Source organism: Streptomyces sp. NPDC085481 (genome assembly GCF_044541845.1).
Lineage (GTDB): Bacteria > Actinomycetota > Actinomycetes > Streptomycetales > Streptomycetaceae > Streptomyces.
In genome coordinates, this window is record NZ_JBITTJ010000001.1 from 138,023 (window position 1) to 164,391 (window position 26,369).

Below are 26,369 nucleotides of genomic sequence, written 5' to 3' on the forward strand. Positions count from 1 at the left end.
TCAAGGGGGCCCATGCCCACACCGGGGGCGCGACGACGTCAGAGCGACAGCCGGGCCAGGGCCACCGCCCCCGCCAGGCCGTCGGGTACGGGACAGGGGGTCAGGCCCGGCTCCTCGACGAGCGCGGCCAGTCGGGCCAGGAGGGGCCCGCCGGGCCCGAGCAGCCCGCCCGTCACCACCAGGGGCTCGCCCGGCCGGGGCGCCAACGCCCGTACCGTGGCCGCCAGTTCCTCGGCGGCCCGGTCCAGCAGGGTCGCGGCGACCGCGTCGCCGGCGGCGGCCGCGTCCACCACCAGGGGGCTCAGCCGCGCCAGCCGGACCGGGTGCGCGGCGTACGCGTACCCGACGACGCGCTCCTTCGTCAGGCCCCCGCACAGCTCCCCCACCGGACCCGCGAGGGCCGTCCCCGGCCCCCGCCCGTCCAGTGCCCGCAGCACCGCCCGCAGCGCCTCGCGCCCCAGCCAGAAGCCGCTGCCGGCGTCGCCGAGCAGCCAGCCGTCCCCGTCCACGGCGCGCACCATGCGGCGCCCCGCCACCCGCGCACCGGCCGCGCCCGTGCCGGCGATGAGGACGAGCCCGTCGGCAGGGGTGCCGGGCCCGGCCGCGAAGGCCACCTCGGCGTCGCCACGGACCTCGACGCGCGCCGGCCGCACCACCCCGACCTCGGCCAACGCCGCCGCGAGCGCCGCCTGCGCCCGCTCGCACCCGCCGCCCGGCCCGCCGCCCGCGAAGCCGGCCACCACCGCCGCGACCTGTCCCCCGCCACCCGGCGGCAGCGCCCCGCGCAGCGCCTCGGCCAGGTGCCGTACGAGCTCCTCCGCGGGCACGCTCAGCGCGTTGCCCGGGCCGCCCGCGCCCTCGCCGCGGACCCGGCCGGTCGCCGCCTCGGCGAGCCGTGCCCTGGTCCGCGTACCGCCGGCGTCGATGCCCACCACGTACTGAATCCCGGATTCGTCCATCAGCCCGCATGCTGGTTGATAGATTCACCGGACCACAAGACCCGCGCCGGAAGGCACTTCGTATGATCACCGCACGGATCCGCTCCGAACTCCCCCGGATGTCGGGATCCTTGCGCAAGGTCGGCGTCTGGGTCCTGGAGAACCCCGGCCGGGTCACCCGACTCTCCGCCGCCGAACTGGGACAGGAGACCGGGACCTCTCAGGCCACGGTGACCCGCTTCTGGCAGGCCCTCGGTCTCCAGTGGTACCGGGACCTGCAACTCGCCCTGGCGCAGGAGCGGAACGCCGAGACCCGCCCCCTCGGTCCGGACATCGGCCCCGACGACCCCCTCGACCAGGTCGTGGCCGCCGTCGCCCAGGCCGATCTGGGGGCCCTGCGCGCCACCGCCGGACAACTCGACCTCGACGCCCTGGAGCGGGCCGCCCGCGCCCTCGCCCAGGCGCGCAGGATCGACGTGTACGGGGTCGGCACCTCGGGCGTGCTGGCGCTGGAGACCCAGGCCCGGCTCTTCGGTATCGGCTGCGAGGCCCGTGCCTGGACCGAGGTGCACGCGGCGGAGACCTCGGCGGCCCTGCTGACGGCGGGGGACGCGGTCGTCGCCCTGTCCCACTCGGGTGCCACCCGGGAGGTGCTCGCTCCGCTGCGGCTCGCCGCCGAGCGGGGCGCGGCCACCATCGCCGTCACCGGCGACCCGCGTTCCGCCGCGGCGAAGGCGGCCGGTGTCCACCTCACGTCGACCTCCGCGGAGACCGGCTTCCGGCACGGCGGCTTCGGCACCCGCCACTCGGTCCTGCTGATCCTGGACTGTCTCTACGCGCGCGTGGCACAGCTGACCTTCTCGCGTGCCAGCGCCGCCCTCGCGGCCACCGCGCACATCGCGGCCGACCACCGCAGGTGAGACGCAGGTCAGACGGTGTAGACGGTGAGACGCGGACGGGCCCTGTCCGCGAACTCGGTTCGCGGGCAGGGCCCGTCCGTCACATCGTCACACCACGCTCAGATCTCGCCGCGGAGCTTGGCCAGCGCCTCGGCGAGGATCGCCTCGCCGTCCGCGTCGCTGCGCCGCTCGCGCACGTACGCGAGGTGCGTCTTGTACGGCTCGGTGCGCGGGGGGTCCGGCGGGTTGTCCCGGTCCTGGCCGGCCGGGAAACCACAGCGCGGGCAGTCCCAGGTGTCCGGAACCTGTGCGTCACTGGCGAAGCTCGGCTGCGTCTCGTGCCCGTTCGAGCACCAGAAGGAGATGCGGAGGCGCGGTGCCGACTCGCCCCGCTCGGCCTCCCCCATCGGCCCCGCTCCGACCCGGCTTCCCCGGATCGCGTTGCCACTTGCCACGGTCGTAACTCCCTGCGTGATGGTGCTCGAAGATGCCCCAGTCTACGTAAGGCCCAACGCGCGTCCAGTGATTGGAGTTACCCGTCCAACTTCATCAGCAGACCAAGTACGACAATGCTCGCGAACCACAGCACACCGACCACGAGGGTGATGCGGTCGAGGTTGCGCTCGGCGACCGAGGAACCACCGACGGACGACTGCATTCCGCCACCGAACATGTCGGAGAGGCCGCCGCCCTTCCCCTTGTGCATCAGCACGAGCAGCATCAGCAGCGCACTGAAGACGATCAGGGCGATCGAGAACCCCATAACCACGGCTGGACCAACTTCCTCGGACTTATACGGACGGGGGCCGGACAGGGTACCTGCCCGACCCCCGCAAGGGTACGACGGATCGTCGCTACGGCATACTCACCGGTCGCGTCACTGGTCGCGGAAGCGGACGATCTTGACGAACTCGTCGGTGTCCAGCGAGGCACCGCCGACCAGGGCGCCGTCGATGTCGGCCTGCGCCATGATCTCGGCGACGTTGCCGCCCTTCACGGAGCCGCCGTACTGGATGCGGACCTTGTCGGCCAGCTCCTGCGAGTACAGCTCGGCGAGCTTGCCGCGGATGGCCGCGCAGACCTCCTGGGCGTCCTCGGCGCCGCAGACCTTGCCGGTGCCGATGGCCCAGACGGGCTCGTAGGCGATCACGACGGACTCGGCCTGCTCGGCCGGGACGTCCTTCAGACCGCCCTCGACCTGGGCCAGGGTGTGGGCGACGGCGTTGCCGGCCTCGCGGACCTCCAGCTCCTCGCCGACGCACAGGATCGGGGTCACGCCGTGCTTGTAGGCGGCCTTCACCTTGGCGTTGCAGACCTCGTCGGTCTCGGCGTGGTACTGGCGGCGCTCCGAGTGGCCGACGGCCACGAAGGCGCACTTCAGCTTGGCCAGCATCGGGCCCGAGATCTCACCGGTGTACGCGCCGGAGTCGTGCGCCGAGATGTCCTGGGCGCCGTACTTGATCTTGAGCTTGTCGCCGTCGACCAGCGTCTGCACGGAGCGCAGGTCGGTGAAGGGTACGAGGACCGCGACCTCGACGGCGTCGTAGTCCTTGTCGGTCAGCGCGAAGGCGAGCTTCTGGACGTGGGCGATGGCCTCGAGGTGGTTGAGGTTCATCTTCCAGTTGCCCGCCATCAGCGGGGTGCGGGTGCTCATGGAAAGGTCAGTCCTCCAGTGCGGCGAGGCCGGGCAGCGTCTTGCCCTCGAGGTATTCGAGGGAGGCGCCGCCGCCGGTCGAGATGTGGCCGAATGCGTTCTCGTCGAAGCCCAGGATGCGGACGGCGGCGGCGGAGTCGCCACCACCGACGACCGTGAAGGCCGGGGAGTCGACGAGCGCCTGGGCGACGGCCTTGGTGCCCTCGGCGTAGTCGGGGTGCTCGAAGACGCCCATGGGGCCGTTCCAGAAGACGGTGGCGGCGTCGGCGAGCTTCGATGCGTACAGCTTGCGGGTCTCCGGACCGATGTCCAGGCCCTCCTCGGTGGCCGGGATGGCAGTCGCGGCGACCGTGGTCGGGTTGGCCGGGGCCTTGGTCTTCAGGTCCGGGAAGTCGGCCGAGACCAGCACGTCGACGGGGAGCACGAACTCCACGCCGCGCTCCTTGGCGCGCTCCAGGTACTCCAGGCAGGCCGGGATCTGGTCCTTCTGCAGCAGCGAGATGCCGACCTCGTGGCCCTGGGCCTTGAGGAAGGTGTACGCCATGCCGCCGCCGATCAGGATGCGGTCGGCCTTCTCCAGGAGGTGGTCGATCACACCGAGCTTGTCGGAGACCTTGGCGCCGCCGAGGACGACCACGTACGGCCGCTTGACGTCGTCGGTGAGCTTCTTCAGGACACCGACCTCGGTGGCGATCAGGAAGCCCGCGGCGTGCGGCAGGCGCGCCGGGAGGTCGAAGACCGAGGCGTGCTTGCGGTGCACGGCACCGAAGCCGTCGCCGACGTAGACGTCGGCGAGGGCGGCCAGCCGGTCCGCGAAGGCTCCGCGCTCGGCGTCGTCCTTGCTGGTCTCGCCGGCGTTGAAGCGCAGGTTCTCGACGACGGCCACCCGGCCGTCGGCGAGGCCCGCGACGACCGCCTGGGCGGACTCGCCCACGGTGTCGGTCGCGAACGCCACATCGGCACCCAGCAGCTCGCCGAGGCGCTGCGCGGCCGGGGCGAGTGAGAACGCCGGGTCCGGGGCGCCCTTGGGGCGGCCCAGGTGCGAGGCGACCACGACGCGGGCACCCGCGTCGGCGAGCGCCCTGACCGTGGGGACGACGGCGCGGATGCGGCCGTCGTCGGTGATGGTGGTGCCGTCGAGCGGCACGTTGAGGTCGGCGCGGACGAACACCCGCTTGCCGGAGACGCCCTCGGCGAGAAGCTCGTCGATCGTCTTCATCTGTCACAGACTCCTTGGTACGCGGTGGAGCACACAAACAGGGCTCGCACAGCGCGGCGTTGCGCTGCCCGAGCCCTGCTCACATCGAAAGCCCGCCCTGAAGCTTAGAGCTGGCCGCCGACGAAGACGGTGAGGTCGACGAGACGGTTGGAGTAGCCCCACTCGTTGTCGTACCAACCCAGGATCTTCACCGTGTTGCCTTCCTGGACCATGGTCAGAGAGGCGTCGAAGGTGCAGGAAGCCGGGTCACTCACGATGTCCGAGGACACGATCGGGTCCTCGGTGTAGAACAGGATGCCCTTGAGGTCGCCGTCGTCGGCGGCCTTCTTGAACGCGGCGTTGACCTCGTCCTTGGTGACCTCGCGGTCGAGGGTGACGACGAGGTCGGTGGCGGAGCCGGTGGGGACCGGGACGCGCATCGCGATGCCGTCGAGCTTGCCCTTGAGCTGCGGGAGGACCAGGGCGGTGGCCTTGGCGGCACCGGTCGTGGTCGGGATGATGTTCTCCGCGGCGGCGCGGGCGCGGCGCAGGTCCTTGTGCGGGAAGTCCAGGATGCGCTGGTCGTTGGTGTACGCGTGGACCGTGGTCATCAGGCCCTTGACGATGCCGAAGTTCTCGTCGAGGACCTTGGCCATCGGCGCGACACAGTTGGTGGTGCAGGAGGCGTTCGAGATGACGTCGTGCTTCGCCGGCTCGTACTTGTCCTGGTTGACACCCATGACGATGGTGATGTCCTCGTCGGAGGCCGGAGCCGAGATGAGGACCTTCTTGGCGCCGCCGGCGAGGTGCTTGGCGGCGTCGGCGCGCTTGGTGAAGATGCCGGTCGACTCGATGACGATGTCGACGCCCAGCTCTCCCCAGGGGATGTCGGCCGGGTTGCGCTCGGACAGCACCTTGATGGTGTGGCCGTCGACGGTGATGGTGTCGGCGGTGTGGGTCACCTCGGCCTTGAGGCGGCCCAGGATGGTGTCGTACTTCAGCAGGTGTGCGGTGGTCGCGGTGTCACCCAGGTCGTTGACAGCCACGATCTCGATGTCGGCACCCTGCTCAAGGAGCGCGCGGAAGTAGTTGCGACCGATACGGCCAAAGCCGTTGATGCCTACGCGGATCGTCACGAACCGATCTCCTCGTTAGGTACGCCGGGTTTCGACGCCCGGCGAGCTTCTCTTTTGGGATGTCCCCGACCGCTTACGACCCTACCTCTCCCGATGGCCGGGCGTGACATCCAGTGCAGCCGTACACGCCCGGAAAGTGCGGGAAAAAGGCCGACAGCCCTTGCCTACCAACGGGTAAGGGCCCTCGGGGGACCTTGGGTCTCATTACGCTGAGTCACCGAATTCGGCGCTCGACTGAGCGCCGCATTCAGCGTCGGAGCGAATTAAGGGCCTTTCCGAGCAGAGCCGCCCGTTCCGTCGTATTCGGGACGTGTTCCAGGCCGAAGCCGAACAGGACGGTGTCACGGGTGGTGACCGCGGCCTGGGAATGGAACAGCGCTTCGGAAGAGGTCCAGTCGCTGCCGTTTCCGGGACTTCCGGCCGGCGGTCCCGGTACGGACCAGCTGCCGGTGCCGGTCTCGAAGCCCTCGGTGTCGGTGCCGGACCCGGTGGTCAGGCGCAGGTCGTCGACGAAGGCGCCCGTCTCGCCGGTGCCGGGGTCGGAGATGTACGAGATCGCCAGCTCGACCTGCTTCCCGGCGTAGCCGCTGAGGTCGACCCTCGCCTGCCGCCAGCCGTTGGAGGGGCCGGTGAAGGCGTTCCAGGCGCCGCTGGTGCCGGTGGCGGTGCAGTCGTCCTGGCCGACGGTGAGGTAGTGGCCGAGGAAGGGGTGGTCGCGGACGTAGTAGCCCTCGCCGCAGTCGGCGGGCGGTTCGGCGGAGGTGCCGCCGTTGGCGTCGGGCAGGGTGGTCCAGTCGTCCTGGCCCGCGGTGCGGGCCTCGACGACCAGGTTGTCGTAGCCGGGCTCGGTGTCGTAGCTGACCTGGAAGGTCAGGTTCGGCCGCGCGGCGGCGTCGGTGCCGGTGAGGTCCACGGTCCGGCTGAGCCGCCCCCAGGTGCCGTCGGTGTGGCGCAGGGCCGCGAAGCGGCTGCCCTCGTACGGCTCGAAGGGGGTGCGGATGCCGGGGAAGTCGCCGGCCGCGGCGCTGCTCGCGAACTGCGGGAAGCGGTCGGGCTCGAGGGTGTCGGAGGTGACGGTGTAGGCACCCGCGTTGTCGAGCGGGTTGCCGGCCGCGGGGCCGAGGCTCGCGCCGCTGCCGCCGAGGCGGCCGCCGCCGGCGAACAAGGGCGGGGCGCTGAGTCCGGTGCGGCGGTAGGCGCCGAGGTAGTACTGGGCGAAGTCGTTGGACTGGGCCCGGCCGACCGTGACCAGGCCGCCGGACTTCTCGCCCGCGTTGATCAGCTTGCCGCCCTCGTTGAGGTAGGCGCGCACGGCGAGCAGCACGGAGCCGGAGGGCTCCTCGGCGCCGGAGTACCAGACGACGGTACGGAAGTGGCTCAGTACGCCGAGGGCGTGCGGGGCGCCCTGGGTGGCGACGTCCCAGACGGCGGCCCTGCGGCCGTTCGCGGCGAGCGCCTTCACATAGGCGCCGGCGTGCTGCGCGGCGGCGGTGCCGCCCTCCTCGGCGAGGACGAGGACGTCGCCGCGGGGCCGCTCGGCCACGGTGTAGGTGAACGGGGCGGACGCGGTGGCCCTGCCCTCGCGGGTGCGGGCGGAGAACCAGACCTCGACCCGGTCGCCGGGCCGGGCGCCCCCGACCTCGGCGCGGTACTGGTCGAAGTACAGGTTGTCCTCGCCGCCGTAGGTCTCGCCGCCCCTCCAGGGCGTGAGGCCCTCGTGGTGGGTGCGGCCGCCGTTGATCCGGTAGTTGAGGGTCTTGTTCCGCAGCGCCTTGCGGGCGGTGACGGAGACCTCCTGGTCGCCGCCGCCGGCGTACGAGGTCGCGAAGGTGTCCGGGGTGAGGTCGGGGGCCTCGATGCCGACCGGGGAGACGGGCCGGTCCGGGTGGGCGGCGGTCTCGGCGACGGCGAGCGCGAAGGGGACGTTCTTGGCGAACTCGGCCTGGATCAGCTTCTCGTCGTCGGGGAAGGTGAAGACGGAGGCGCAGTCGGCGGGGTCCCAGGCGTCGTTCGGGTCGACGCGGGAGGCGGTGGCGCAGGTCGACATCTCCGGGGTGAACATCTGCATCCCGTTGACGTTGGCGGCGTGGCCGTCGGCCTCGCCGTTGGTGATGTAGAGCTCGGAGGAGACCTGTGGGCGGTAGCCGGGGATCGCGGGCTTCTGCGGGGTGCCGGCGAGCGCCTTGAGGGCCACGTCGTCCGGGGTGTCGGTGGCGACCTGCCAGCCGACTCCGTACAGCAGGAGCTGGGCGGCGGAGTGGTAGTTGACGCCGTAGCGGAAGCCGACGCGCTTCTCGAAGGCGTCCAGGGCGCGGGTCTCCGGCTCGGACATGGCGCGGCTGCCGCGGTAGGTCTCGCTGTCGGGGGAGGGTGACGAACCCTCGTCGTCGTAGCCCCACTTGTAGGCGAAGTTGCGGTTGAGGTCGACGCCGTCGCCGGGCCCGGTGCGGCCGTCGCCGTCGTTGTCGCGCAGGTTCTTGCGCCACTGGCGGTTGTCGGGGTCGGCGTGGGTGAAGTCGTAGCCGTCGGGGTTGGCGGAGAGCACGAACCACAGCTCGGTGGTGTCGACCAGGCCGGTGACCCGGGCGTCCTTGCCGTAGCCGTCGAGGTAGTAGTGCATCAGCCGCCGGGTCATCTCGGGGGTGATCCACTCGCGGGCGTGCTGGTTGGACATGTACAGCGTGGCGGGCCTGCTGCCGTCCTTCGCCTTGGCGGCGCCCTTGCTGATCTTGAGGGCGAGGATGTCCTGGCCCTTGAGGGTCCTGCCGATGGAGACGACCTTGGTGAGGCCCGGGTGGGCCTTGGCGGTGTCCAGGATCTCCTGCTTGAGGCCGCCCTTGCCGCCGTACGGGCGGAAGACGCCGTCCCCGGCGCCCGCGACCCGTTTCGCGGCCCCGTCGCTCAGGGTGTGCGCGGCGAGCTCGACGCCCTGGCCGCGCAGCTGCCCGGCCTGCTCCGCGGTGAGGTAGAGCTCGACGGTGGCGGTGCCCTTCGCGGGCACCTGTTCGGTCAGTTCGTGAGCGTCGGTGCCGGCCTGGAGCAGCAGCGGAACCTGCTCCTTGGTGACCTTCGCGCGCCACACGGAGAGGGTGTCGCCCTCGTCGCCGCCCGGCCGTGCTCCGGCGGCCGGCGCGGCCGCGAGTCCCGCGATCAGCAGTGAAGCCGCGGCGAGGATCGATCCCGCTCTGCGTCTCATAAGCCCCCCTTGCTGTTGTCTGCCACGAAAGTGAACAGACGCCAGGCTCGTGGGGGCTCATGGGGGTGTCAAGAGTGCCTGCGGCGCGTCGAAAAGGAGCTGCCGGCGCCTCAGAAAGGCACCGGCAGCGGGGAATCGGGGGTTCCGGGCAGGTCAGCCGACCAGGCTGTCGTCCAGCTCCTCGGTCAGGTTGGACTCGGTCCCGGGGATGCCCAGGTCCTGCGCCCGCTTGTCGGCCATGGCGAGCAGCCGGCGGATCCGGCCGGCCACCGCGTCCTTGGTCAGCGGGGGGTCGGCGAGCGCGCCCAGCTCCTCCAGGGAGGCCTGCTTGTGCTCCATGCGCAGCCGGCCGGCGGCGGCGAGGTGCTCGGGCACCTCCTCGCCCAGGATCTCCAGGGCCCGCTGCACCCGGGCGCCCGCGGCGACCGCGGCCCGGGCCGAGCGGCGCAGGTTGGCGTCGTCGAAGTTGGCCAGCCGGTTGGCGGTGGCGCGGACCTCGCGCCGCATCCGCCGCTCCTCCCAGGCGAGCACCGACTCGTGCGCGCCGAGCCGGGTCAGCAGGGCGCCGATGGCGTCACCGTCGCGGACCACCACCCGGTCCACACCCCGTACCTCGCGGGCCTTGGCGGCGATGGACAGCCGCCGGGCGGCGCCGACCAGGGCGAGCGCGGCCTCCGGGCCGGGGCAGGTGACCTCCAGGGAGGAGGAGCGGCCCGGCTCGGTCAGCGAGCCGTGCGCCAGGAAGGCACCGCGCCAGGCCGCCTCGGCGTCGCAGGTGGCACCGGAGACGACCTGCGGGGGCAGGCCACGGATGGGGCGGCCGCGGCCGTCCACGAGGCCGGTCTGCCGCGCCAGCTGGTCACCGCCCGCGACCACCCGGACGACGAAGCGCGAACCGCGGCGCAGCCCGCCCGGGGCCATCACGATCAGCTCGGAGCTGTGCCCGAAGATCTCCAGGATGTCCCGCTTGAGCCGGCGGGCCGCCATCGCCGTGTCCAGCTCCGCCTCGATCACGATCCGGCCGCTCACCAGGTGCAGCCCGCCCGCGAACCGCAGGATCGACGAGACCTCGGCCTTCCTGCAGCAGGTCCGGGTGACGGGGAGCCGGGAGATCTCGTCCTTCACCGCTGCCGTCATCGCCATGGGCCGATCCTTCCATGCATCCGAAAAATACGGTCGTACGCGGCGGCCAACAGCTCCGGATCATGCTTCGGAGCACCGTCGGGCCTGGCCACCGGCGCCAGCTCGACCGCGGCGCCGAGCCGCTTGGCGGCATCGGCGAGGGACTCGCGGTCGGGCACGGCGGCCTCGTCGGCCAGCACCACGTCCAGGGCGAGTTTAGGGGCGTGTCGTGCCAAAACCTCCAAATGACGCTGCGGGGAGAAGCCCTCGGTTTCTCCGGGCTGCGGCGCGAGGTTCAGCGAGAGCACCCGGCGGGCCTTCGTCTCCATCAGGGCGTCGAGCAGTTCCGGCACGAGCAGGTGCGGGATGACCGAGGAGAACCAGGAGCCCGGGCCGAGCACCACCCAGTCGGCGTCCAGGACCGCGGCGACCGCCTCGGGGACGGCCGGCGGGTCGGCCGGCACCAGGTGCACGGACTGCACCTCGCCGGGGGTGAGCGCCACGGTGGCCTGGCCCCGTACGGTGTCCACGTCGTGCGGGCGGGCCGGGTCGTGGCCCCTGACCAGGGCCTGGAGCTCCAGCGGTACGGCGGACATGGGCAGCACCCGGCCGTGCGCGCCGAGCAGGCGGCCGACCAGGTCCAGGGCCTGCACGGGGTCGCCGAGCTGCTCCCAGAGGGCGACGATCAGCAGGTTGCCGACCGCGTGACCGTGCATCTCGCCCTTGGACTGGAAGCGGTGCTGGATCACCCGGGCCCACGTCTGGCCCCAGTCGTCGTCGCCGCACAGCGCCGCGAGCGCCTTGCGCAGGTCACCCGGGGGCAGCACGCCCAGCTCCTCGCGGAGCCGGCCGCTGGAGCCCCCGTCGTCGGCGACGGTGACCACGGCGGTCAGGTCGCCGGTGATCCGGCGCAGGGCGGCGAGGGAGGCGGACAGGCCCATGCCGCCGCCCAGCGCGACCACCTTCGGCTGGGCGCCGCGCCTGCGGAGCGTACGCACCGAGAGGGTGGAGGTGCGCCGGCGGTACGGCCTCACTCGCGCCCCATGTCCCGGTGGACGACGACGGTCTCCACGCCCTCCGAGGCGAGCCGGGCGGCCAGCTTCTCGGCGGTGGCCACCGAGCGGTGCTTGCCGCCGGTGCAGCCGACGGCGATCGTCACGTACCGCTTGCCCTCGCGGCGGTAGCCGGCGGCGATCAGCTGGAGCAGCTCGGTGTAGCGGTCCAGGAACTCCTTGGCGCCGGGCTGGTTGTAGACGTAGTTGGCGACCTCCTCGTTCAGGCCGGTGAACGGGCGCAGCTCCGGGACCCAGTGCGGGTTGGGCAGGAAGCGCATGTCGACGACGAGGTCGGCGTCGACGGGCAGGCCGTACTTGAAGCCGAAGGACATCACGGTGGCCCGCAGCTCGGGCTCCTCGTCGCCGGCGAACTGGGCGTCCATCTTGGCGCGCAGCTCGTGGACGTTGAGGCTGGAGGTGTCGATCACCAGGTCCGCGTCGCCGCGCAGCTCGCGCAGCAGGTCGCGCTCGGCGGCGATGCCGTCGACGATGCGGCCGTCGCCCTGGAGCGGGTGCGGGCGGCGGACCGACTCGAAGCGCCGGACCAGGGCGTCGTCGGAGGACTCCAGGAACACGATCCGGCGGGTGACCTGCTTGGCGTCGAGGTCGGCGAGGGAGTCCTTGAGGTTGTCGAAGAACTGCCGGCCGCGGACGTCGACGACGACCGCGATCCGGGCGACGTTGCCCTGGGAGCGGGCGCCGAGCTCCACCATGGTGGGGATCAGCGCGGGCGGCAGGTTGTCGACGACGAACCAGCCGAGGTCCTCCAGGCACTTCGCCGCGGTGGACCGGCCGGCGCCGGACATGCCGGAGATGATCACCAGTTCGGGGATGGCCGCGTCGGCGTTGTCGCCGGCGGGCTCCGTCGTGCCCGTGTCCATGTCTGGCGCTCCGTCTTCATTCTCGTGCTGCTCGTCGTGCTGGTCGTGCGTGGTCATGCCGTCGTGCCCCCGTCGTCTTCCATGATCTCTCCTGTTGCCGTGTTCACGGCGGGCGCGGCCGGGGCCGCCTGCGCGAGGGCCACCGCCACGGCCTCGGCCGTCTTGCGGCCCATGCCGGGGACCTCGCAGATCTGCTCGATTGTCGCCTGCCGGAGCCGTTTGACCGAGCCGAAATGCTTGATGAGCGCCTGTTTGCGGGTGTCTCCCAGGCCTGGGATCGCGTCCAGGGGGCTGCTGCGGATGCGCTTGTTCCGCTTGGACCGCTGGTAGCGGATGGCGAAGTCGTGAGCCGTGTCACGTACCCGCTGAAGGAGGTACAGGCCCTCGCTGGAGCGGGGCAGCACGACCGGGTCGTCGTCGCCGGGCAGCCACACCTCCTCCAGGCGCTTGGCGAGGCCGCAGACGGCGATGTCGTCGATGCCGAGCTCGTCCAGGGCCCGCCGGGCGGCGGCGACCTGCGGCTGCCCGCCGTCGACGACCACGAGCTGCGGCGGGTAGGCGAAGCGCTTGGGCCGGCCGTCGTCCTCGCGCCCCTCGGCCCCGGGCTCCGCCGGGACCTCGCCGTCCACCCACTCGCCGGTCTTCTCCTTCTCGGCGAGGTAGCGCTTGAAGCGGCGGCTGATCACCTCGTGCATGGACCGGACGTCGTCCTGGCCCTCGAAGCCCTTGATCTGGAAGCGGCGGTACTCGCTCTTGCGGGGCAGCCCGTCCTCGAAGACGACCATGGAGGCCACGACGTCCTCGCCCTGGAGGTGCGAGATGTCGAAGCACTCGATGCGCAGCGGCGCCGAGTCGAGCTCCAGGGCGTCGGCGATCTCCTCGAGCGCCCGCGAGCGGGTGGTCAGGTCGCTGGCCCGCTTGGTCTTGTGCAGCACGAGCGACTGCTGCGCGTTGCGCGCGACGGTCTCCATGAGGTCCTTCTTGTCGCCGCGCTGCGGGATGCGCAGCGAGACGTGGGAACCCCGCCGGCCGGTGAGCCACTGGGTGACGGCGGCCGCGTCCTCGGGCAGGGCGGGGACGAGCACCTCCTTGGGGACCGCGTCGCCGCTCTCCTCGCCGTACAGCTGCTGGAGGGCGTGCTCGACGAGCCCGGCGGTGTCGACCGCCTCGACCTTGTCGGTGACCCAGCCGCGCTGGCCGCGGACCCGGCCGCCGCGGACGTGGAAGATCTGGACGGCGGCCTCCAGCTCGTCCTCGGCGAGCGCGATCAGATCGGCGTCGGTGGCGTCGGCGAGCACCACCGCGTTCTTCTCCATGGCCTTGCGCAGCGCCTCTATGTCGTCGCGCAGCCGGGCGGCCTTCTCGTACTCCATGTCCTCGGCCGCGAGCATCATCTGCTTCTCCAGGCGGCGGATGTACGTGCCGGTGCGGCCGGCCATGAAGTCGCAGAACTCCTCGGCCAGTTCGCGGTGCTCCTCGGGGCCGACCCGGCCGACACAGGGCGCCGAGCACTTCCCGATGTAGCCCAGCAGGCAGGGGCGGCCGGCGGAGGCGGCGTTGCGGAAGACGCCCGCGGAGCACGTACGCACCGGGAAGACCCGCAGCATCAGGTCGACGGTCTCGCGGATCGCCCAGGCGTGCGCGTACGGCCCGAAATAGCGCACGCCCTTCTTCTTGTGCCCGCGCATGACCTGGACGCGGGGGAACTCCTCGTCGAGCGTGACCGCGAGGTACGGGTAGCTCTTGTCGTCCCGGTACTTCACGTTGAACCGGGGGTCGTACTCCTTGATCCAGGAGTACTCCAGCTGCAACGCCTCGACCTCGGTCGAGACGACCGTCCACTCCACGGAGGCGGCCGTGGTCACCATCGTCGCCGTGCGCGGGTGCAGGCTCGCGACCGGCTGGAAGTAGTTCGCCAGCCGCTGACGCAGGGACTTCGCCTTCCCGACGTAGATCACCCGGCGGTGCTCGTCGCGGAATTTGTAGACCCCCGGCGTGTCGGGGATCTGCCCCGGCTTGGGGCGGTAGCTGGAGGGGTCGGCCATGGCTCCCACCCTACTGGCGGGGACCGACACTCCGGCCGCGCGCGCTCGTTGGCCGGACATGGTGAACGAGACCTCAGGGCGGCTGGCGGACCGGGTGTGCGTGATCACGGGCGCGGCCGGCGGAATCGGGCGGGCGACAGCGCTGCGCTTCGCGGCGGAGGGCGCCCGCGTGGTGGCGACGGACGTGAACGCGGAGCGCCTCGGCACACTCGGCCACGGCATGGTGACGGTGACCGGCGACGTATCCAAGGAGGAAGACGCCCGGCGCATGATCGCCACGGCGGTGGACCGTTTCGGCCGGCTCGACGTCCTGGTGGCGAACGCCGGGGTGATCCCGCTGCTCGACGTCACCGAGGCGAGCGCCCACGACTTCGACACGGTCATGGCCGTCGACGGCCGTGGCATGTTCCTGACCTGCAAGTACGCGATCGAGGCGATGCGCGGCACGGGCGGCGGGGCGATCGTGTGCACCTCGTCGGTCTCGGGCGTGGCGGGCCAGGCCCGGCAGGCGGTCTACGGACCGGCGAAGTTCGTGGCGACGGGTCTGACCAAGCACCTGGCGGTGGAGTGGGCCGCCCACGGGATCCGGGTGAACGCGGTGGCCCCCGGCACGATCGAGACGGAGCGGGTGGCCGCGGTACGCGAGGAGCCGGGCGGCCTCGCGTACCTGGAGACGGTCGCCCGCGCCCATCCGATGGAACGCTTCGGCAAGCCGGAGGAGGTGGCCGCCGCGATCCTGTTCCTGGCCTCGGACGAGGCCTCCTTCGTGACGGGGGCGGTACTCCCGGTCGACGGCGGATACCTGGCGCAATAGCGGCGCCGCGCCCGTCGACGGCGGGGAGGGGCCCGGGGCCTCCGCGGGAGGCCGGGGCCCCCACGGAGGCCCCGGCCCCCTCCGGCCCCCTACCGGGAGCGGCGGCGCCGCAGCACCGCGGTGGCCCCGAGGGCGAGCGCCAGCACAGCGCCCGCACCGGACACCGTCGAGGCGGTGAAGACGGCGGGCTCGGCGTGGGGCGCGGGAGCGGCGGCCTTCGTGGCGTCGTAGCCGCCCGCCGCCCCCTTCCCGGCGTAGGCAGAGCCGGGAAGCTTGTCGCCGTACGCCTTGACGACCCGGTCCCGATAGGCGCCGAGGGTGGTGCCGTTCCTTCCCACGGCCCGTACGGCGTCCTCGTCCAGCGGGAGCACCTTCGGCCCCTTCTGCACGTACCAGGCGTCGATCTGCGGCTCGCGGAAGACGATCCCGCCGGGCAGCGCCCGCCGCCCCTGCTCGGTGTAGCGCTGCTCGTCGTCGCCGGTGGCGATGTTCACCACCTGCCAGCCGCCGCCCGCCCCGCGAACGGTCCACAGCGAGGCCGTCCGCCCGTCCGCGGCGACCGCCTTGCTGGCGTGGAACTCGACGCGGGCCACCGGAGCCCCCGGCTTCCCGGCCACGAAGTCGGGCGAGAGGATCCGCACCGGCACGGAAGCGCCGTCGATCCGGGGTTTACCGGCGGACCGCGCAAGAGCGCCGGCCCGGGCGCCCTGCGCGTCCCGGCCGAAGAACCGGGTGAGCGTGTCGAGCGTCCGCGGCGCGGCGACCGCCTCCTCGGGGGTCGCCGCCGTCGGCTGCGGCTCGGCCGCGCCGGCCGGGAGCGCGCCGAGGACGACGAGGGCGGCGGCGGTCAGCAGGCCGGCGCCCGCGGCACGTACAGGGGTGCTCATCGTCGTCACGCCCCGATCCGGTAGAGCGAGTGGGTCCAGGAGAAGGAGTTGTTGTCCACGTACCAGGCGTGCGAGGCCCAGTTGTAGCGGTCGTTCGACGGCCACGGGTCGCCCCAGTACACCCAGCTGTCGGCGTCGTCGTAGCCGTAGATCACATGCATGTGACCGCCGCCGCTCGACCACTGGATCCGCGTCTCGACCGGCCGGCCGGCGTTGATCTCGGTCTGCACGGTCGAGTAGCGCAGCCAGCCGTCGACGTACGAGCCGGGGTTGATGCCCGCCCAGCTCAGCCCGGTCTGGACATTGCCGAGGGTGGCCTGCCAGTTGGGGCAGTCGTAGCCCTGCTGGCGGTTGAAGGCGGCGTTGCAGAACTGGTTCTGGCTGTAGTTGCGGCCGAACCAGGTGGCGATGGTGTTGCCGCCGGCCGCCCAGCACCAGTTGTTCTTCTGCTGCGCCTGCATGGTGATGCCGAGCCGCTTGTACGCGAGGGTCGAGGCGTCCTCACCCGTCGGCGCGGCGGACGCCGAAGGGGCGGGGACGAGGAAGAGGGCTGCGGTCGCGGCGAGCGCCGCGAGGGCCTTTCTACTGCGCATCGCGTTCCTCCCGGTGTGGGGATGTGGGGAGTTGGAGGAGAGGAGCGCGTCCGGACGCTGATCTGGAGCATCGGACGTTGTCCGGATCCGGTCAACACGCTTCAATGCGGGGTGACGGCGAGCTGTGAACGGTGTGACCCGGCTGTGAACGGCCCTCCCCGGCCCACCTGCCCGTCCGCCCCCGGCGGCACCGTGCTCCGCCTCCCCTGCCGTGAACGTTCACTGAGGAGCCCTCGTGAGTCACACCGAGGCCGATCTGGCGCAACTGCTGCACACCGGCCCGTTCCATCTGGCGCTGCGGACGGCGCTCGCGGTGCGCGGGCTGCCGCTCCAGCGGGTGCAGCACCATCTGGCGCACCGGGGCATCAAGGTCGGGGTGACGTCCCTCAGTTACTGGCAGCAGGGCGCCCGCCGTCCGCAGCGGCCCGAGTCGATGAAGGCGGTGCGCGCCCTGGAGGAGGTGCTCCAGCTGCCGGGCGACTCGCTGATCCGGCTGCTCGCCGACGACACGGCCGCCCGCGCCGACGTGGACCGCCCGGCGACCCGCTCGTACCGCTCTCTCGTGGAGGCCCACGGCGTGGTCGAGGAGCTGCTCGCCGAGCTGGAGAGCCCGGCGGACGGCGGGCTGCACACGGTCGGCCACCACGAGCGGGTACGGATCGGGGCGGGGCGTGAACTGCTCGGCCGGGACTCGCAGCACGTGGTGCGGGCGCACCGGGACGGCATCGACCGCTATCTGGCGATCCACCGGGGCGACCCGGGCTGCGACCCCTCCCGGGTGGAGGTGCGGGCGACGGAGAACTGCCGGACGGGGCGGGTGCGGCGGCACGCGGAGACCGGGGTGCTCGTCGCGGAGCTGCTGTTCGACACGCGGCTGCGGGCCGGCGAGACGTACTTCTTCTCGTACGGCTTCGAGGACGGCACGGGCGGTCCGAGCCGGGAGTACCAGCGCGGGTTCAGCTTCGCGGGCGGGCAGTACGTGCTGCAGGTCGCCTTCGACGAGGCGGCGCTGCCGGTGCGCTGCCGGCGGTTCGCGCAGGCGTCGACGGGGGCGCCGCGCGGTGGCCGGACCGAGCTGACGCTGAGCGGCCGGCACCGCACGGTGCACCTGGTGGAGCAGGGGGTGCGCCCGGAGATCCTGGGGATCGACTGGGACTGGGCGTAGGAGTCCAGGCCGTCGGGTCCTGGGCACTCGGGTCCTCAGGCCTCCGGCCCGGCGACCAGCTTCCCGTTCTCGACACGGACGGGCACCTCGGGGAGCGGGACGGTCGCCGGCCCCTGGAGCGCCTTGCCGGTGGTCACGTCGAAGCGGCTGCCGTGGCAGGGGCAGTTGCCCTGGTTGTTCTCGATCCTGTCGAGGACGCAGCCGGCGTGGGTGCACTGGGCGCTGAACGCCTTGTACTGGCCCTTGGCCGGGCAGTGCACCAGGAGTCGCTGCTCGCGGTAGAGCTTGGCGCCGCCGACGGGGACCTCGTCGGGGGCTCCGAGGGCGACCGGCGCGGTCGGCGTCGGGTTCTCGGCGTGGCCGAGCTTGGACTCGGTGGAGCAGGCGGCGACACCCAGCCCGGCGGCCCCGGCGAGGGCGGCGCCTTTGAGGACGGTGCGGCGGGTGGACTGGCCGGACATGAGCGCTCCACGGTGACGGATCGGGGACAAGGCGTCCCGAGAGGGGACCGAATCGACGATACCGGCGGGTCCTGGGAGCCCCGCGCCCGGGTTGACGCCCTGCCCGGCCGCAGGTGTCTGTCGTGACGGGCGGCGAATGGGTTACGTTCCGGTGCGTGATCGTCGTCGCCGGTGAGTCCCTGATCGACCTGGTTCCGGACGGGGCCGCGGGCCCCCTGTCCCCGCTGCTGCCCCGGCCGGGCGGCGGCCCGTACAACACGGCGGTGGCGCTCGGCCGGATCGGCGCGGAGGTGGCCTTCTGCTCGCGGGTGTCCACGGACGCCTTCGGCGAGGCGCTGCTCGACGGGCTGCGGACGGCGGGGGTGGCGACCGGTCTCGTCCAGCGCGGGCCGGAGCCGACGACCCTGGCGGTGGCCTCGGTGGGCCCGGACGGCTCCGCCCGCTACGGCTTCTACGTGGAGGGCACGGCTGACCGGCTCTTCGCGCTGCCGGAGCGGCTGCCGGAGGGGGTGCGGGCACTCGCCTTCGGGACCTGTTCGCTGGCCCTGGAGCCGGGCGCGAGCGCGTACGAGTCGCTGCTGCGGCGCTCGTCGCGGGAGGGCGCCTTCACCCTGCTCGACCCGAACATCCGGCCCGGCCTGATCCCGGATCCGGCGGCCTACCGGGAGCGGTTCGCGGGCTGGCTGCCGTACGTCTCGCTGCTGAAGCTGTCGGAGGAGGACGCGGCCTGGCTGGGCGGTTCTCCGGCCGGGTGGCTGGAGCGGGGCCCGGCGGCGGTGGTCCTCACCCGGGGCGGCGCGGGTCTGACCGTCTTCACGCGCGGGTACGAGGTGTCCGTCCCGGCCCTGCCGGTGCCGGTGGTGGACACGATCGGCGCGGGCGACACGGTGAACGCGGCCCTGCTGCACGGTCTCGCAGGCCGCCCGGTGGCCTCCCTGACCCGGGAGGAGTGGCGGAGGCTGCTCGCGTTCGCGGCCCGGGCGGCGGCGGTCACCTGCACCCGGGCGGGCGCGGAGCCTCCGTACGGGCACGAGCTGGGCGATGCCTGAGGGGGCGGCCCCGTCGCCGCGGGTCCGCCCCCTGGTGGGGGCCGGCTCATGTGGGCCGGCCCGTGACCGTCAGGCCTTGCGGGTCCTGGCCGTCGCCTTCTTGGCGGCGGTCTTCTTGGCGGGCGCGGCCTTCTTGGCGACCGTCTTCGAGGCCGCGGCCTTGGTGGCCGTGGTCTTCTTCGCCGGCGCCTTCCTGGCGCTGGGCGCGGCCGGGACCGAGGCGTCGCTGATGCGGTCGGCGCCCAGGATCTCGCGGAGGAACTTGCCGGTGTGGCTGGCCGGGACCGAGGCGACCTCCTCGGGCGTGCCCTCGGCGACGACCAGGCCGCCGCCGCTGCCGCCCTCGGGGCCCATGTCGACGACCCAGTCCGCGGTCTTGATGACGTCCAGGTTGTGCTCGATGACGATCACCGAGTTGCCCTTGTCGACCAGGCCGGAGAGGACCTTGATCAGCTTCGAGATGTCCTCGAAGTGGAGGCCCGTGGTCGGCTCGTCCAGGACGTAGACCGTGCGGCCCGTGGAGCGCTTCTGGAGCTCGGAGGCGAGCTTGACGCGCTGGGCCTCGCCGCCGGAGAGGGTCGGCGCGGACTGGCCCAGGCGGACGTAGCCCAGGCCGACCTCGTGGAGGGTGCGCAGGTGGCGGGCGATGGTCGGGACGGCCTCGAAGAAGCCCAGGGCCTCCTCGATCGGCATGTCCAGGACCTCGGCGATGGACTTGCCCTTGTAGTGGACCTCCAGGGTCTCCCGGTTGTACCGGGCGCCGTGGCAGACCTCGCAGGGGACGTAGACGTCCGGGAGGAAGTTCATCTCGATCTTGATGGTGCCGTCGCCGGAGCAGTTCTCGCAGCGGCCGCCCTTGACGTTGAAGGAGAAGCGGCCGGGCAGATAGCCGCGGACCTTCGCCTCCATGGTCTCCGCGAAGAGCTTGCGGACGTGGTCGAAGACGCCGGTGTAGGTCGCCGGGTTGGACCGCGGGGTGCGGCCGATGGGCGACTGGTCGACGTGCACGACCTTGTCGACGAGGTCGTCGCCGTCCACCCGGGTGTGCCGGCCGGGCACCGACCTGGCGCCGTTCAGCTCGCGCGCCAGGTGGGTGTAGAGGATGTCGTTGACCAGGGTCGACTTGCCGGAGCCGGAGACGCCGGTGACGGCGGTGAGGACGCCCAGCGGGAAGGAGACGTCGATGTCCCGCAGGTTGTTCTCACGGGCGCCGTGCACGGTGAGGCGGCGGCCGGGGTCCACGGGGCGGCGGATGTCCGGGGTGCCGATGGCCTTGCGGCCCGACAGGTACTGCCCGGTCATCGACTCCTCGTTGGCGAGGAGCTCCTTCAGGGATCCGGAGTGGACGACCTTGCCGCCGTGCTCGCCGGCGCCGGGGCCGATGTCGACGACCCAGTCGGCCACCTTGATGGTGTCCTCGTCGTGCTCGACGACGATGAGCGTGTTGCCCATGTCGCGCAGCCGTACCAGGGTCTCGATGAGCCGGTGGTTGTCCCGCTGGTGCAGGCCGATGGACGGCTCGTCGAGCACGTAGAGCACGCCCACCAGGCCGGAGCCGATCTGGGTGGCGAGCCGGATGCGCTGGGCCTCGCCGCCGGACAGGGTGCCGGCGGCCCGGTTGAGCGAGAGGTAGTCGAGGCCGACGTCGACGAGGAAGCGCAGCCGCTCGTTGACCTCCTTGAGGACCCGCTCGGCGATCTTCTTGTCGCGGGCGTTGAGGGTGAGCCGGCCCAGGAAGTCAGCGCAGTCGCTGATCGACATCGCGGAGACCTCGGCGATGGACTTCTCCATCACGGTGACCGCGAGCACGATCGGCTTGAGGCGGGTGCCCTCACAGGTGGGGCAGGGCACCTCGCGCATGTAGCCCTCGAAGCGCTCGCGGCTCGAGTCGCTCTCGGCCTCGCTGTGCCGGCGCTTGACGAAGGAGACGGCGCCCTCGAAGGCGGGCGTGGTGTAGGCCCGCTCGCGGCCGTACCGGTTGCGGTAGCGCACCTCGACCTGGGTCTTGTGGCCGTACATCAGGGCCTTCTTGGCCCGCTGCGGCAGCCCGGCGAACGGGATGTCGGTGCGGAAGCCGAGGGCCTGGGAGAGGCCGCCGATGAGCCGGCCGAAGTACTCCTTGGTGTGGCCGTGCGACCAGGGGTGGATGGCGCCTTCGTCGAGGGACTTGTCCTCGTCGGGGACGACCAGCTCGGGGTCGACCTCCATGCGGGTGCCGATGCCGGTGCAGTCCGGGCAGGCGCCGAAGGGCGAGTTGAAGGAGAAGGAGCGCGGCTCCAGCTCCTCGAAGGACAGGTCGTCGTACGGGCAGTAGAGGTGCTCCGAGTACATCCGCTCGCGCTCGGGGTCGTCCTCGGCCAGGTCGACGAAGTCGAGCACGACCATGCCGCCGGAGAGGCCGAGGGCGGTCTCCACGGAGTCGGTGAGGCGCCGCTTGGCGCTGTCCTTCACGGTGAGGCGGTCGACGACCACCTCGATGGTGTGCTTCTCCTGCTTCTTCAGCGTCGGCGGCTCGCTGAGCTGGATCGTCGTGCCGTCGACCCGGGCGCGGCTGTAGCCCTTGGTCTGGAGGTCGGCGAAGAGGTCGACGAACTCGCCCTTGCGCTCGCGCACCAGCGGCGAGAGGACCTGGAAGCGGCTGCCTTCGGGCAGCTCCAGGACCTTGTCGACGATGGCCTGCGGCGACTGGCGGGAGATCGGCCGGCGGCACTCGGGACAGTGCGGCTTGCCGATGCGGGCGAAGAGCAGGCGGAGGTAGTCGTAGACCTCGGTGATGGTGCCGACCGTGGAGCGCGGGTTGCGCGAGGTCGACTTCTGGTCGATGGAGACGGCGGGCGACAGACCTTCGATGAAGTCGACGTCCGGCTTGTCCATCTGGCCGAGGAACTGGCGGGCGTAGGAGGAGAGCGACTCGACGTACCGGCGCTGCCCCTCGGCGAAGATCGTGTCGAACGCGAGGGAGGACTTGCCCGACCCGGAGAGCCCGGTGAAGACGATGAGGGAGTCACGGGGGAGGTCGAGCGAGACGTTCTTGAGGTTGTGCTCGCGAGCGCCACGGACGATGAGACGGTCGGCCACGCCGGTCCGCACCTTTCTTGAGAGAGCGGATGTGCCTGAACACCCAACAACCAAGGATGCCGGATGCTTCCTCCGAGCCTATAGCACGCACATTCGATTTCCGGCGGCCCGTCGCCCTCTTCACCCGAACGAGTGGCGGCGCCGGGGCGTCCTGCCTGGTCGGGGCCCGACGGGCCTGGCCGGACCGGCCCGGAACCCCCTAGGGTCGGCGCCATGATCGACCATCTGCGTGACCTCGCCTCCGTGCGCGAGGCGACCGACCGGCTCATCGACGCCGTGTCCTCCTGGGACAACGCGGCGCTCGCCGCGCCGTCACGGCTTCCCGGCTGGACCCGCGGCCACGTGCTCGCCCATCTCTCCCGTAACGCCGACGCCCTGGTGAACGTGCTCCAGGGCCTGCCGATGTACAAGGACGGCGCGACCCGCGACGCCGACATCGAGGCCGGCGCCGGCCGGCCGCTGGACGTCCAGCTCGCCGACCTGCGCGCCACCGCCGACCGCTTCGACGAGGTGTGCCGCGAGCCCGCCGACTGGGACCGGACCGTGGAGCTCCGCAACGGCGTCACCGACCGGGCCGCGCGGGTGCCCTTCCGCCGCTGGGTCGAGGTGGCCCTGCACCACGTCGACCTGGGCTCCGGCTACGACCTCGCGGACCTCCCGGAGGACTTCCTCCGCCGGGAGATCGACTTCCTCGCCGACCGCTGGTCGGGCCGGCCCGAGGTCCCGCCGGTGACCCTGCGGACCCCCGACGGCGAGGCCACCGGGAAGACCGGCGGCACCGAGGGAGCCCCCGTCACCGTCTCGGGCCCGCTGGACCAGCTGCTCGGCTGGCTGGCCGGACGTGGCGACAAGGGTGCCCGCCTGGTCACCGAGGGTGGCCCGCTCCCCCAGCTCCCGCCGCTGTAGCCCCTGTTGCCGCCCCGGGGGGCGCCACCCGGGGCTAGGCTGAGGCCATGACGTACAGCGGAGCGGTGAAGGTCGGCGGACCTGCGGACGTGCACGAGCTGACCGGCCTGATGATCTCGAAGGTCGCGGTCGGCCCGATGGACAACAACGCGTATCTGCTGCGCTGCCGGGCGACCGGCGAGCAGCTGCTGATCGACGCGGCCAACGAGGCCGACACGCTGCTCACGCTGATCGGTGACGACGGCATCGCGTCCGTCGTCACCACCCACCAGCACGGCGACCACTGGCAGGCGCTCGCCGAGGTCGTCGCCGCCACCGGCGCGCGCACCTACGCGGGGGCGTACGACGCGGAGGGCATCCCCGTCGCCACCGACGTCCGCGTGGAGGACGGCGACACGATCACGGTGGGCCGGGTCGAGCTGACCGCCCGCCGGCTCGTCGGGCACACGCCCGGCTCGATCGCCCTCGTCTACGACGACCCGCACGGCCACCCCCACGTCTTCACCGGCGACTGCCTGTTCCCCGGCGGCGTCGGCAACACGTGGAAGGACCCGGAGGCCTTCGCGAGCCTGATCCACGACGTGCAGACCAAGCTCTTCGACGCCCTGCCGGACGAGACCTGGGTCTACCCGGGGCACGGCAAGGACACCACGCTCGGCGACGAGCGCCCGCACCTTCAGGAGTGGCGCGAGCGCGGCTGGTGACCCCGGGCGCCTCCGCACGCCCCCGTAACCCGGGCGGGCGGCGGGTAGTTGGCGCCACATGCACCACAGTCACTCTCCGTCGATGGGGCGGCTCGCCGCCGCCTCACTCGCCGGCACGGCCATCGAGTTCTTCGACTTCTTCGTGTACGGCACGGCCGCGGCCCTCGTCCTCGGCCCGCTCTTCTTCCCCACCTTCTCCCCGCTGGCCGGCACCCTCGCGGCCTTCGGCACCTTCGCGGTCGGCTTCCTCTCCCGCCCGCTCGGCTCGGTCCTCTTCGGCCATGCCGGCGACCGCCACGGGCGGCGCCCGGTCCTGTTCGCCTCGCTGCTGCTGACCGGCTGCGCCACCGTGGCGGTCGGCTTCGTCCCCACGTACGAGACGCTCGGCATCGCCGCACCGGTCCTGCTGCTCGTGCTGCGCTTCCTGCAGGGGCTCGGCCTCGGCGGGGAGTGGGGCGGCGCGGTGCTGCTCACCGCCGAGCACGCCCCGGAGGGCAAGCGGGCGCTGTGGGCGAGCTTCCCGCAGATCGGGCCCGCGGTCGGCTTCCTGCTCGCGAACGGCGTGATGCTGGCCCTGACGGCCGGGCTGAGCGACGCCGCGTTCCGCTCCTGGGGCTGGCGGGTGCCGTTCTGGGCGGCGGGACTGCTGGCCGCCGCCGGACTCCTGCTGCGTTCCTCGCTGGCGGAGACGCCCCGGTTCGAGGAGCTGGCCGCCTCGGGGCGGCGGGCGAAGGCGCCGCTGACGGAGGTGGTCCGGGGGCACTGGCGGCTCGTGCTGTTGACGGCGGGCGCCCTGGCGGTCGGCTACGCCGTGTTCTACACGGTCTCGACCTGGGCCCTGGCCTACGGCACCGAGCGTCTCGGCGTACCCGGCACGGTGATGCTCACGTGTGTGATGGCGGCGGTCGCGATCAAGGGGGCGGTGACGCCCTTCGCCGCGATGCTCGGCGACCGCTTCGGACGCCGGACCATGTGCCTGACCGGCTGCGCGGCCTCGGCCCTGTGGATGTTCCCGATGGTGGCGCTGCTGTACACCGGGCGGCCACTGCTGATGTTCCTGGGCTTCCTGGGGTCGATGCTGGCGTTCATCACGATGTTCTCGGTGGTCGCCGCCTATCTGCCCGAGTTGTACGAGCCCCGGGTGCGGTGCACCGGCGCGGCCGTCGGCTACAACCTGGCGGGCGTGCTCGGCGGGGCGCTGACCCCGATCGTCGCGACCGCGCTCGCGGAGGGCGGTTCGGGCCCGCCGTGGGGCGTGGCGGCGTATCTGACGGTGGTGGCGCTGGCGAGCCTGGGCTGCTTCGCCCTGCTCCCGGAGACCCTCCCGGCCCGGGCGGTGGTCCCGGAGCCGGAGGCGGCGCCCGCGTAGGGCACACGGCAGGGGCCGGTACGGGCGGCGGTGTGCCGCCCGTACCGGCCCCTGGTGGCGTTCCGGCGGGTTCCCGGCCGGAGCCGGGCCCCGACTGCGCGGGGTCAGGCCCCGACGCTGTCCTTCTCGGTCTCGCCGTTCCCGGTCCGGGTCTCGGACCCGGCCTCCGCCCCGGCCACGACCTTGGTCTCGTCGCCGCCCTCGGCGGCCTCGCGGTCCGCCTGCCTCTTCGAGGCGATGAGGCTGGTGATCGTGGTGATGATCAGGACACCGCAGATGACGGCGAGCGAGAACGGGATGGAGATCTCGGGGACGTGCACCCCGGACTCGTGCAGGGCGTGCAGCACCAGCTTCACGCCGATGAAGCCGAGGATCACCGACAGGCCGTAGCTGAGGTGGACCAGCTTCTTGAGCAGGCCGCCGATCAGGAAGTACAGCTGGCGCAGACCCATGAGGGCGAAGGCGTTGGCGGTGAAGACGATGTACGGGTCCTGGGTGAGGCCGAAGATCGCCGGGATGGAGTCGAGGGCGAACAGCACGTCGGTGGTGCCGATGGCCAGCATGACGATCATCAGCGGGGTCAGCACCCGCTTGCCGTTGTTGCGGATGAAGAGCTTGGTGCCGTGGTAGCGGTCGGCGACGCCGAACTTCTTCTCGACCGACTTGAGGAGGCGGTTCTCCTCGAACTCGTCCTCCTCGTCGTCGGCGCGCGCCTCCTGGATGAGCTTCCAGGCGGTGTAGATCAGGAACGCGCCGAAGAGGTAGAAGACCCAGGAGAAGTTGGAGATGATCGCGGCGCCGGCGGCGATGAAGATCGCGCGGAGCACCAGGGCGATCAGCACACCCACGAGCAGCACGCGCTGCTGGAGGTGCGAGGGCACCGCGAACTTCGCCATGATCAGGACGAAGACGAAGAGGTTGTCGACGCTGAGCGACTTCTCCGTGATGAAGCCGGCGAAGAACTCTCCCGACGCCTGGCTGTTGCCGAACACCATCAGGCCGAGGCCGAACAGCACGGCCAGGACGATCCAGACGACCGTCCAGATTCCGGCTTCCTTCACCGACACGTCATGGGGCTTGCGCCCGATGAAGAAGTCGACTGCGATCAGGGCGCCAAGACCGAGAATGGTCAGCACCCAGAGGGTCATCGAAACGTCCACTGCGCCTCCGGCGTCGTACGGCTTGTGATCAGCGTCGTCGCTGCCGGAGGTCTCTTCCA

23 protein-coding genes are annotated in these 26,369 nt (G+C 72.0%); 7 read left to right on the forward strand and 16 right to left on the reverse strand.

Features of this window, described 5'->3' with window-relative positions:
* Positions 1 to 38 precede the first annotated feature (38 nt).
* Positions 39 to 959, reverse strand: coding sequence for an N-acetylglucosamine kinase (locus tag ACIGEZ_RS00690; protein WP_399824340.1), 921 nt, complete (start codon positions 957 to 959; stop codon positions 39 to 41).
* 62 nt (positions 960 to 1,021) lie between these two features.
* Between ACIGEZ_RS00690 and ACIGEZ_RS00695 the strand changes: the two genes are divergently transcribed.
* Positions 1,022 to 1,858: a MurR/RpiR family transcriptional regulator gene (locus tag ACIGEZ_RS00695; protein WP_399824342.1), complete on the forward strand. Its 837-nt coding sequence runs from the start codon at positions 1,022 to 1,024 to the stop codon at positions 1,856 to 1,858.
* A 98-nt stretch (positions 1,859 to 1,956) separates the two neighbouring features.
* Here the strand turns inward: ACIGEZ_RS00695 and ACIGEZ_RS00700 are convergent, their stop codons facing one another.
* From ACIGEZ_RS00700 to uvrC, 10 genes are all read right to left on the reverse strand, one after another.
* On the reverse strand, positions 1,957 to 2,292 hold the full coding sequence (locus ACIGEZ_RS00700) for an RNA polymerase-binding protein RbpA (protein WP_003957010.1): 336 nt from the start codon (positions 2,290 to 2,292) through the stop codon (positions 1,957 to 1,959).
* Positions 2,293 to 2,369: 77 nt separating this feature from the next.
* Positions 2,370 to 2,600 carry a preprotein translocase subunit SecG gene (secG, locus tag ACIGEZ_RS00705; RefSeq protein ID WP_399824343.1) on the reverse strand — a complete coding sequence of 77 codons (231 nt, stop codon included), beginning with the start codon at positions 2,598 to 2,600 and terminating at the stop codon, positions 2,370 to 2,372.
* 114 nt (positions 2,601 to 2,714) lie between these two features.
* Positions 2,715 to 3,491 carry a triose-phosphate isomerase gene (tpiA, locus tag ACIGEZ_RS00710; RefSeq protein ID WP_399824345.1) on the reverse strand — a complete coding sequence of 259 codons (777 nt, stop codon included), beginning with the start codon at positions 3,489 to 3,491 and terminating at the stop codon, positions 2,715 to 2,717.
* A 7-nt stretch (positions 3,492 to 3,498) separates the two neighbouring features.
* On the reverse strand, positions 3,499 to 4,710 hold the full coding sequence (locus tag ACIGEZ_RS00715; protein ID WP_399824346.1) for a phosphoglycerate kinase: 1,212 nt from the start codon (positions 4,708 to 4,710) through the stop codon (positions 3,499 to 3,501).
* A gap of 104 nt (positions 4,711 to 4,814) precedes the next feature.
* Positions 4,815 to 5,825, reverse strand: a complete 1,011-nt coding sequence (gene gap / locus ACIGEZ_RS00720) for a type I glyceraldehyde-3-phosphate dehydrogenase (protein ID WP_399824347.1) — start codon at positions 5,823 to 5,825, stop codon at positions 4,815 to 4,817.
* A 247-nt stretch (positions 5,826 to 6,072) separates the two neighbouring features.
* On the reverse strand, positions 6,073 to 9,021 hold the full coding sequence (locus ACIGEZ_RS00725) for a M14 family zinc carboxypeptidase (RefSeq protein WP_399824349.1): 2,949 nt from the start codon (positions 9,019 to 9,021) through the stop codon (positions 6,073 to 6,075).
* Positions 9,022 to 9,174: 153 nt separating this feature from the next.
* Positions 9,175 to 10,164: a DNA-binding protein WhiA gene (gene whiA / locus ACIGEZ_RS00730; protein WP_030205188.1), complete on the reverse strand. Its 990-nt coding sequence runs from the start codon at positions 10,162 to 10,164 to the stop codon at positions 9,175 to 9,177.
* Complete coding sequence (yvcK, locus tag ACIGEZ_RS00735; RefSeq protein WP_399824351.1) at positions 10,155 to 11,177, reverse strand: uridine diphosphate-N-acetylglucosamine-binding protein YvcK; 1,023 nt, start codon at positions 11,175 to 11,177, stop codon at positions 10,155 to 10,157. Before yvcK ends, whiA begins: the two co-directional genes overlap by 10 nt.
* Complete coding sequence (gene rapZ / locus ACIGEZ_RS00740) at positions 11,174 to 12,079, reverse strand: RNase adapter RapZ (RefSeq protein ID WP_399824353.1); 906 nt, start codon at positions 12,077 to 12,079, stop codon at positions 11,174 to 11,176. The genes yvcK and rapZ overlap by 4 nt, the downstream gene beginning before the upstream one ends.
* 53 nt (positions 12,080 to 12,132) lie before the next feature.
* Complete coding sequence (gene uvrC / locus ACIGEZ_RS00745) at positions 12,133 to 14,124, reverse strand: excinuclease ABC subunit UvrC (protein WP_399824355.1); 1,992 nt, start codon at positions 14,122 to 14,124, stop codon at positions 12,133 to 12,135.
* On the opposite strand from uvrC, the gene ACIGEZ_RS00750 reads away from it, so the two are divergent.
* Positions 14,123 to 14,938: an SDR family NAD(P)-dependent oxidoreductase gene (locus ACIGEZ_RS00750; protein WP_399824357.1), complete on the forward strand. Its 816-nt coding sequence runs from the start codon at positions 14,123 to 14,125 to the stop codon at positions 14,936 to 14,938. The two genes, uvrC and ACIGEZ_RS00750, sit on opposite strands and share 2 nt — an antisense overlap.
* An 89-nt stretch (positions 14,939 to 15,027) precedes the next feature.
* Here ACIGEZ_RS00750 and ACIGEZ_RS00755 read toward each other — a convergent pair whose 3' ends face one another.
* Positions 15,028 to 15,825, reverse strand: coding sequence for a hypothetical protein (locus tag ACIGEZ_RS00755; protein WP_399824358.1), 798 nt, complete (start codon positions 15,823 to 15,825; stop codon positions 15,028 to 15,030).
* Positions 15,826 to 15,830: 5 nt separating this feature from the next.
* A complete protein-coding gene (locus ACIGEZ_RS00760) occupies positions 15,831 to 16,418 on the reverse strand; it encodes a papain-like cysteine protease family protein (RefSeq protein WP_399824360.1) in 588 nt (195 codons plus the stop codon).
* 235 nt (positions 16,419 to 16,653) lie between these two features.
* Between ACIGEZ_RS00760 and ACIGEZ_RS00765 the strand changes: the two genes are divergently transcribed.
* The gene (locus tag ACIGEZ_RS00765; protein WP_399824362.1) at positions 16,654 to 17,583 is read left to right on the forward strand and encodes a hypothetical protein; all 930 of its coding nucleotides are present in this window, start codon (positions 16,654 to 16,656) and stop codon (positions 17,581 to 17,583) included.
* Between the two features lie 35 nt (positions 17,584 to 17,618).
* Here ACIGEZ_RS00765 and ACIGEZ_RS00770 read toward each other — a convergent pair whose 3' ends face one another.
* The gene (locus tag ACIGEZ_RS00770) at positions 17,619 to 18,044 is read right to left on the reverse strand and encodes a Rieske (2Fe-2S) protein (protein WP_399824363.1); all 426 of its coding nucleotides are present in this window, start codon (positions 18,042 to 18,044) and stop codon (positions 17,619 to 17,621) included.
* 155 nt (positions 18,045 to 18,199) lie between these two features.
* Between ACIGEZ_RS00770 and ACIGEZ_RS00775 the strand changes: the two genes are divergently transcribed.
* Complete coding sequence (locus ACIGEZ_RS00775; RefSeq protein WP_399824365.1) at positions 18,200 to 19,093, forward strand: carbohydrate kinase; 894 nt, start codon at positions 18,200 to 18,202, stop codon at positions 19,091 to 19,093.
* A 69-nt stretch (positions 19,094 to 19,162) separates the two neighbouring features.
* On the opposite strand, the gene uvrA is transcribed toward ACIGEZ_RS00775, so the two are convergent.
* Positions 19,163 to 22,171 carry an excinuclease ABC subunit UvrA gene (gene uvrA / locus ACIGEZ_RS00780; RefSeq protein WP_399824368.1) on the reverse strand — a complete coding sequence of 1,003 codons (3,009 nt, stop codon included), beginning with the start codon at positions 22,169 to 22,171 and terminating at the stop codon, positions 19,163 to 19,165.
* Positions 22,172 to 22,384: 213 nt separating this feature from the next.
* On the opposite strand from uvrA, the gene ACIGEZ_RS00785 reads away from it, so the two are divergent.
* The 3 genes from ACIGEZ_RS00785 (at position 22,385) to ACIGEZ_RS00795 (ending at position 25,150) form a co-directional block, all read left to right on the forward strand.
* Positions 22,385 to 23,077: a maleylpyruvate isomerase family mycothiol-dependent enzyme gene (locus tag ACIGEZ_RS00785; protein ID WP_399824370.1), complete on the forward strand. Its 693-nt coding sequence runs from the start codon at positions 22,385 to 22,387 to the stop codon at positions 23,075 to 23,077.
* 47 nt (positions 23,078 to 23,124) lie between these two features.
* Entirely contained in the window at positions 23,125 to 23,781 is a 657-nt protein-coding gene (locus tag ACIGEZ_RS00790; protein ID WP_399824371.1) for an MBL fold metallo-hydrolase, read from the forward strand.
* Positions 23,782 to 23,863: 82 nt separating this feature from the next.
* Complete coding sequence (locus ACIGEZ_RS00795; RefSeq protein WP_399824372.1) at positions 23,864 to 25,150, forward strand: MFS transporter; 1,287 nt, start codon at positions 23,864 to 23,866, stop codon at positions 25,148 to 25,150.
* Between the two features lie 104 nt (positions 25,151 to 25,254).
* Here ACIGEZ_RS00795 and ACIGEZ_RS00800 read toward each other — a convergent pair whose 3' ends face one another.
* Positions 25,255 to 26,310 (reverse strand): TerC family protein, encoded by a 1,056-nt coding sequence (locus tag ACIGEZ_RS00800; protein WP_399826142.1) that lies wholly within the window; start codon positions 26,308 to 26,310, stop codon positions 25,255 to 25,257.
* Positions 26,311 to 26,369: the final 59 nt, after the last annotated feature.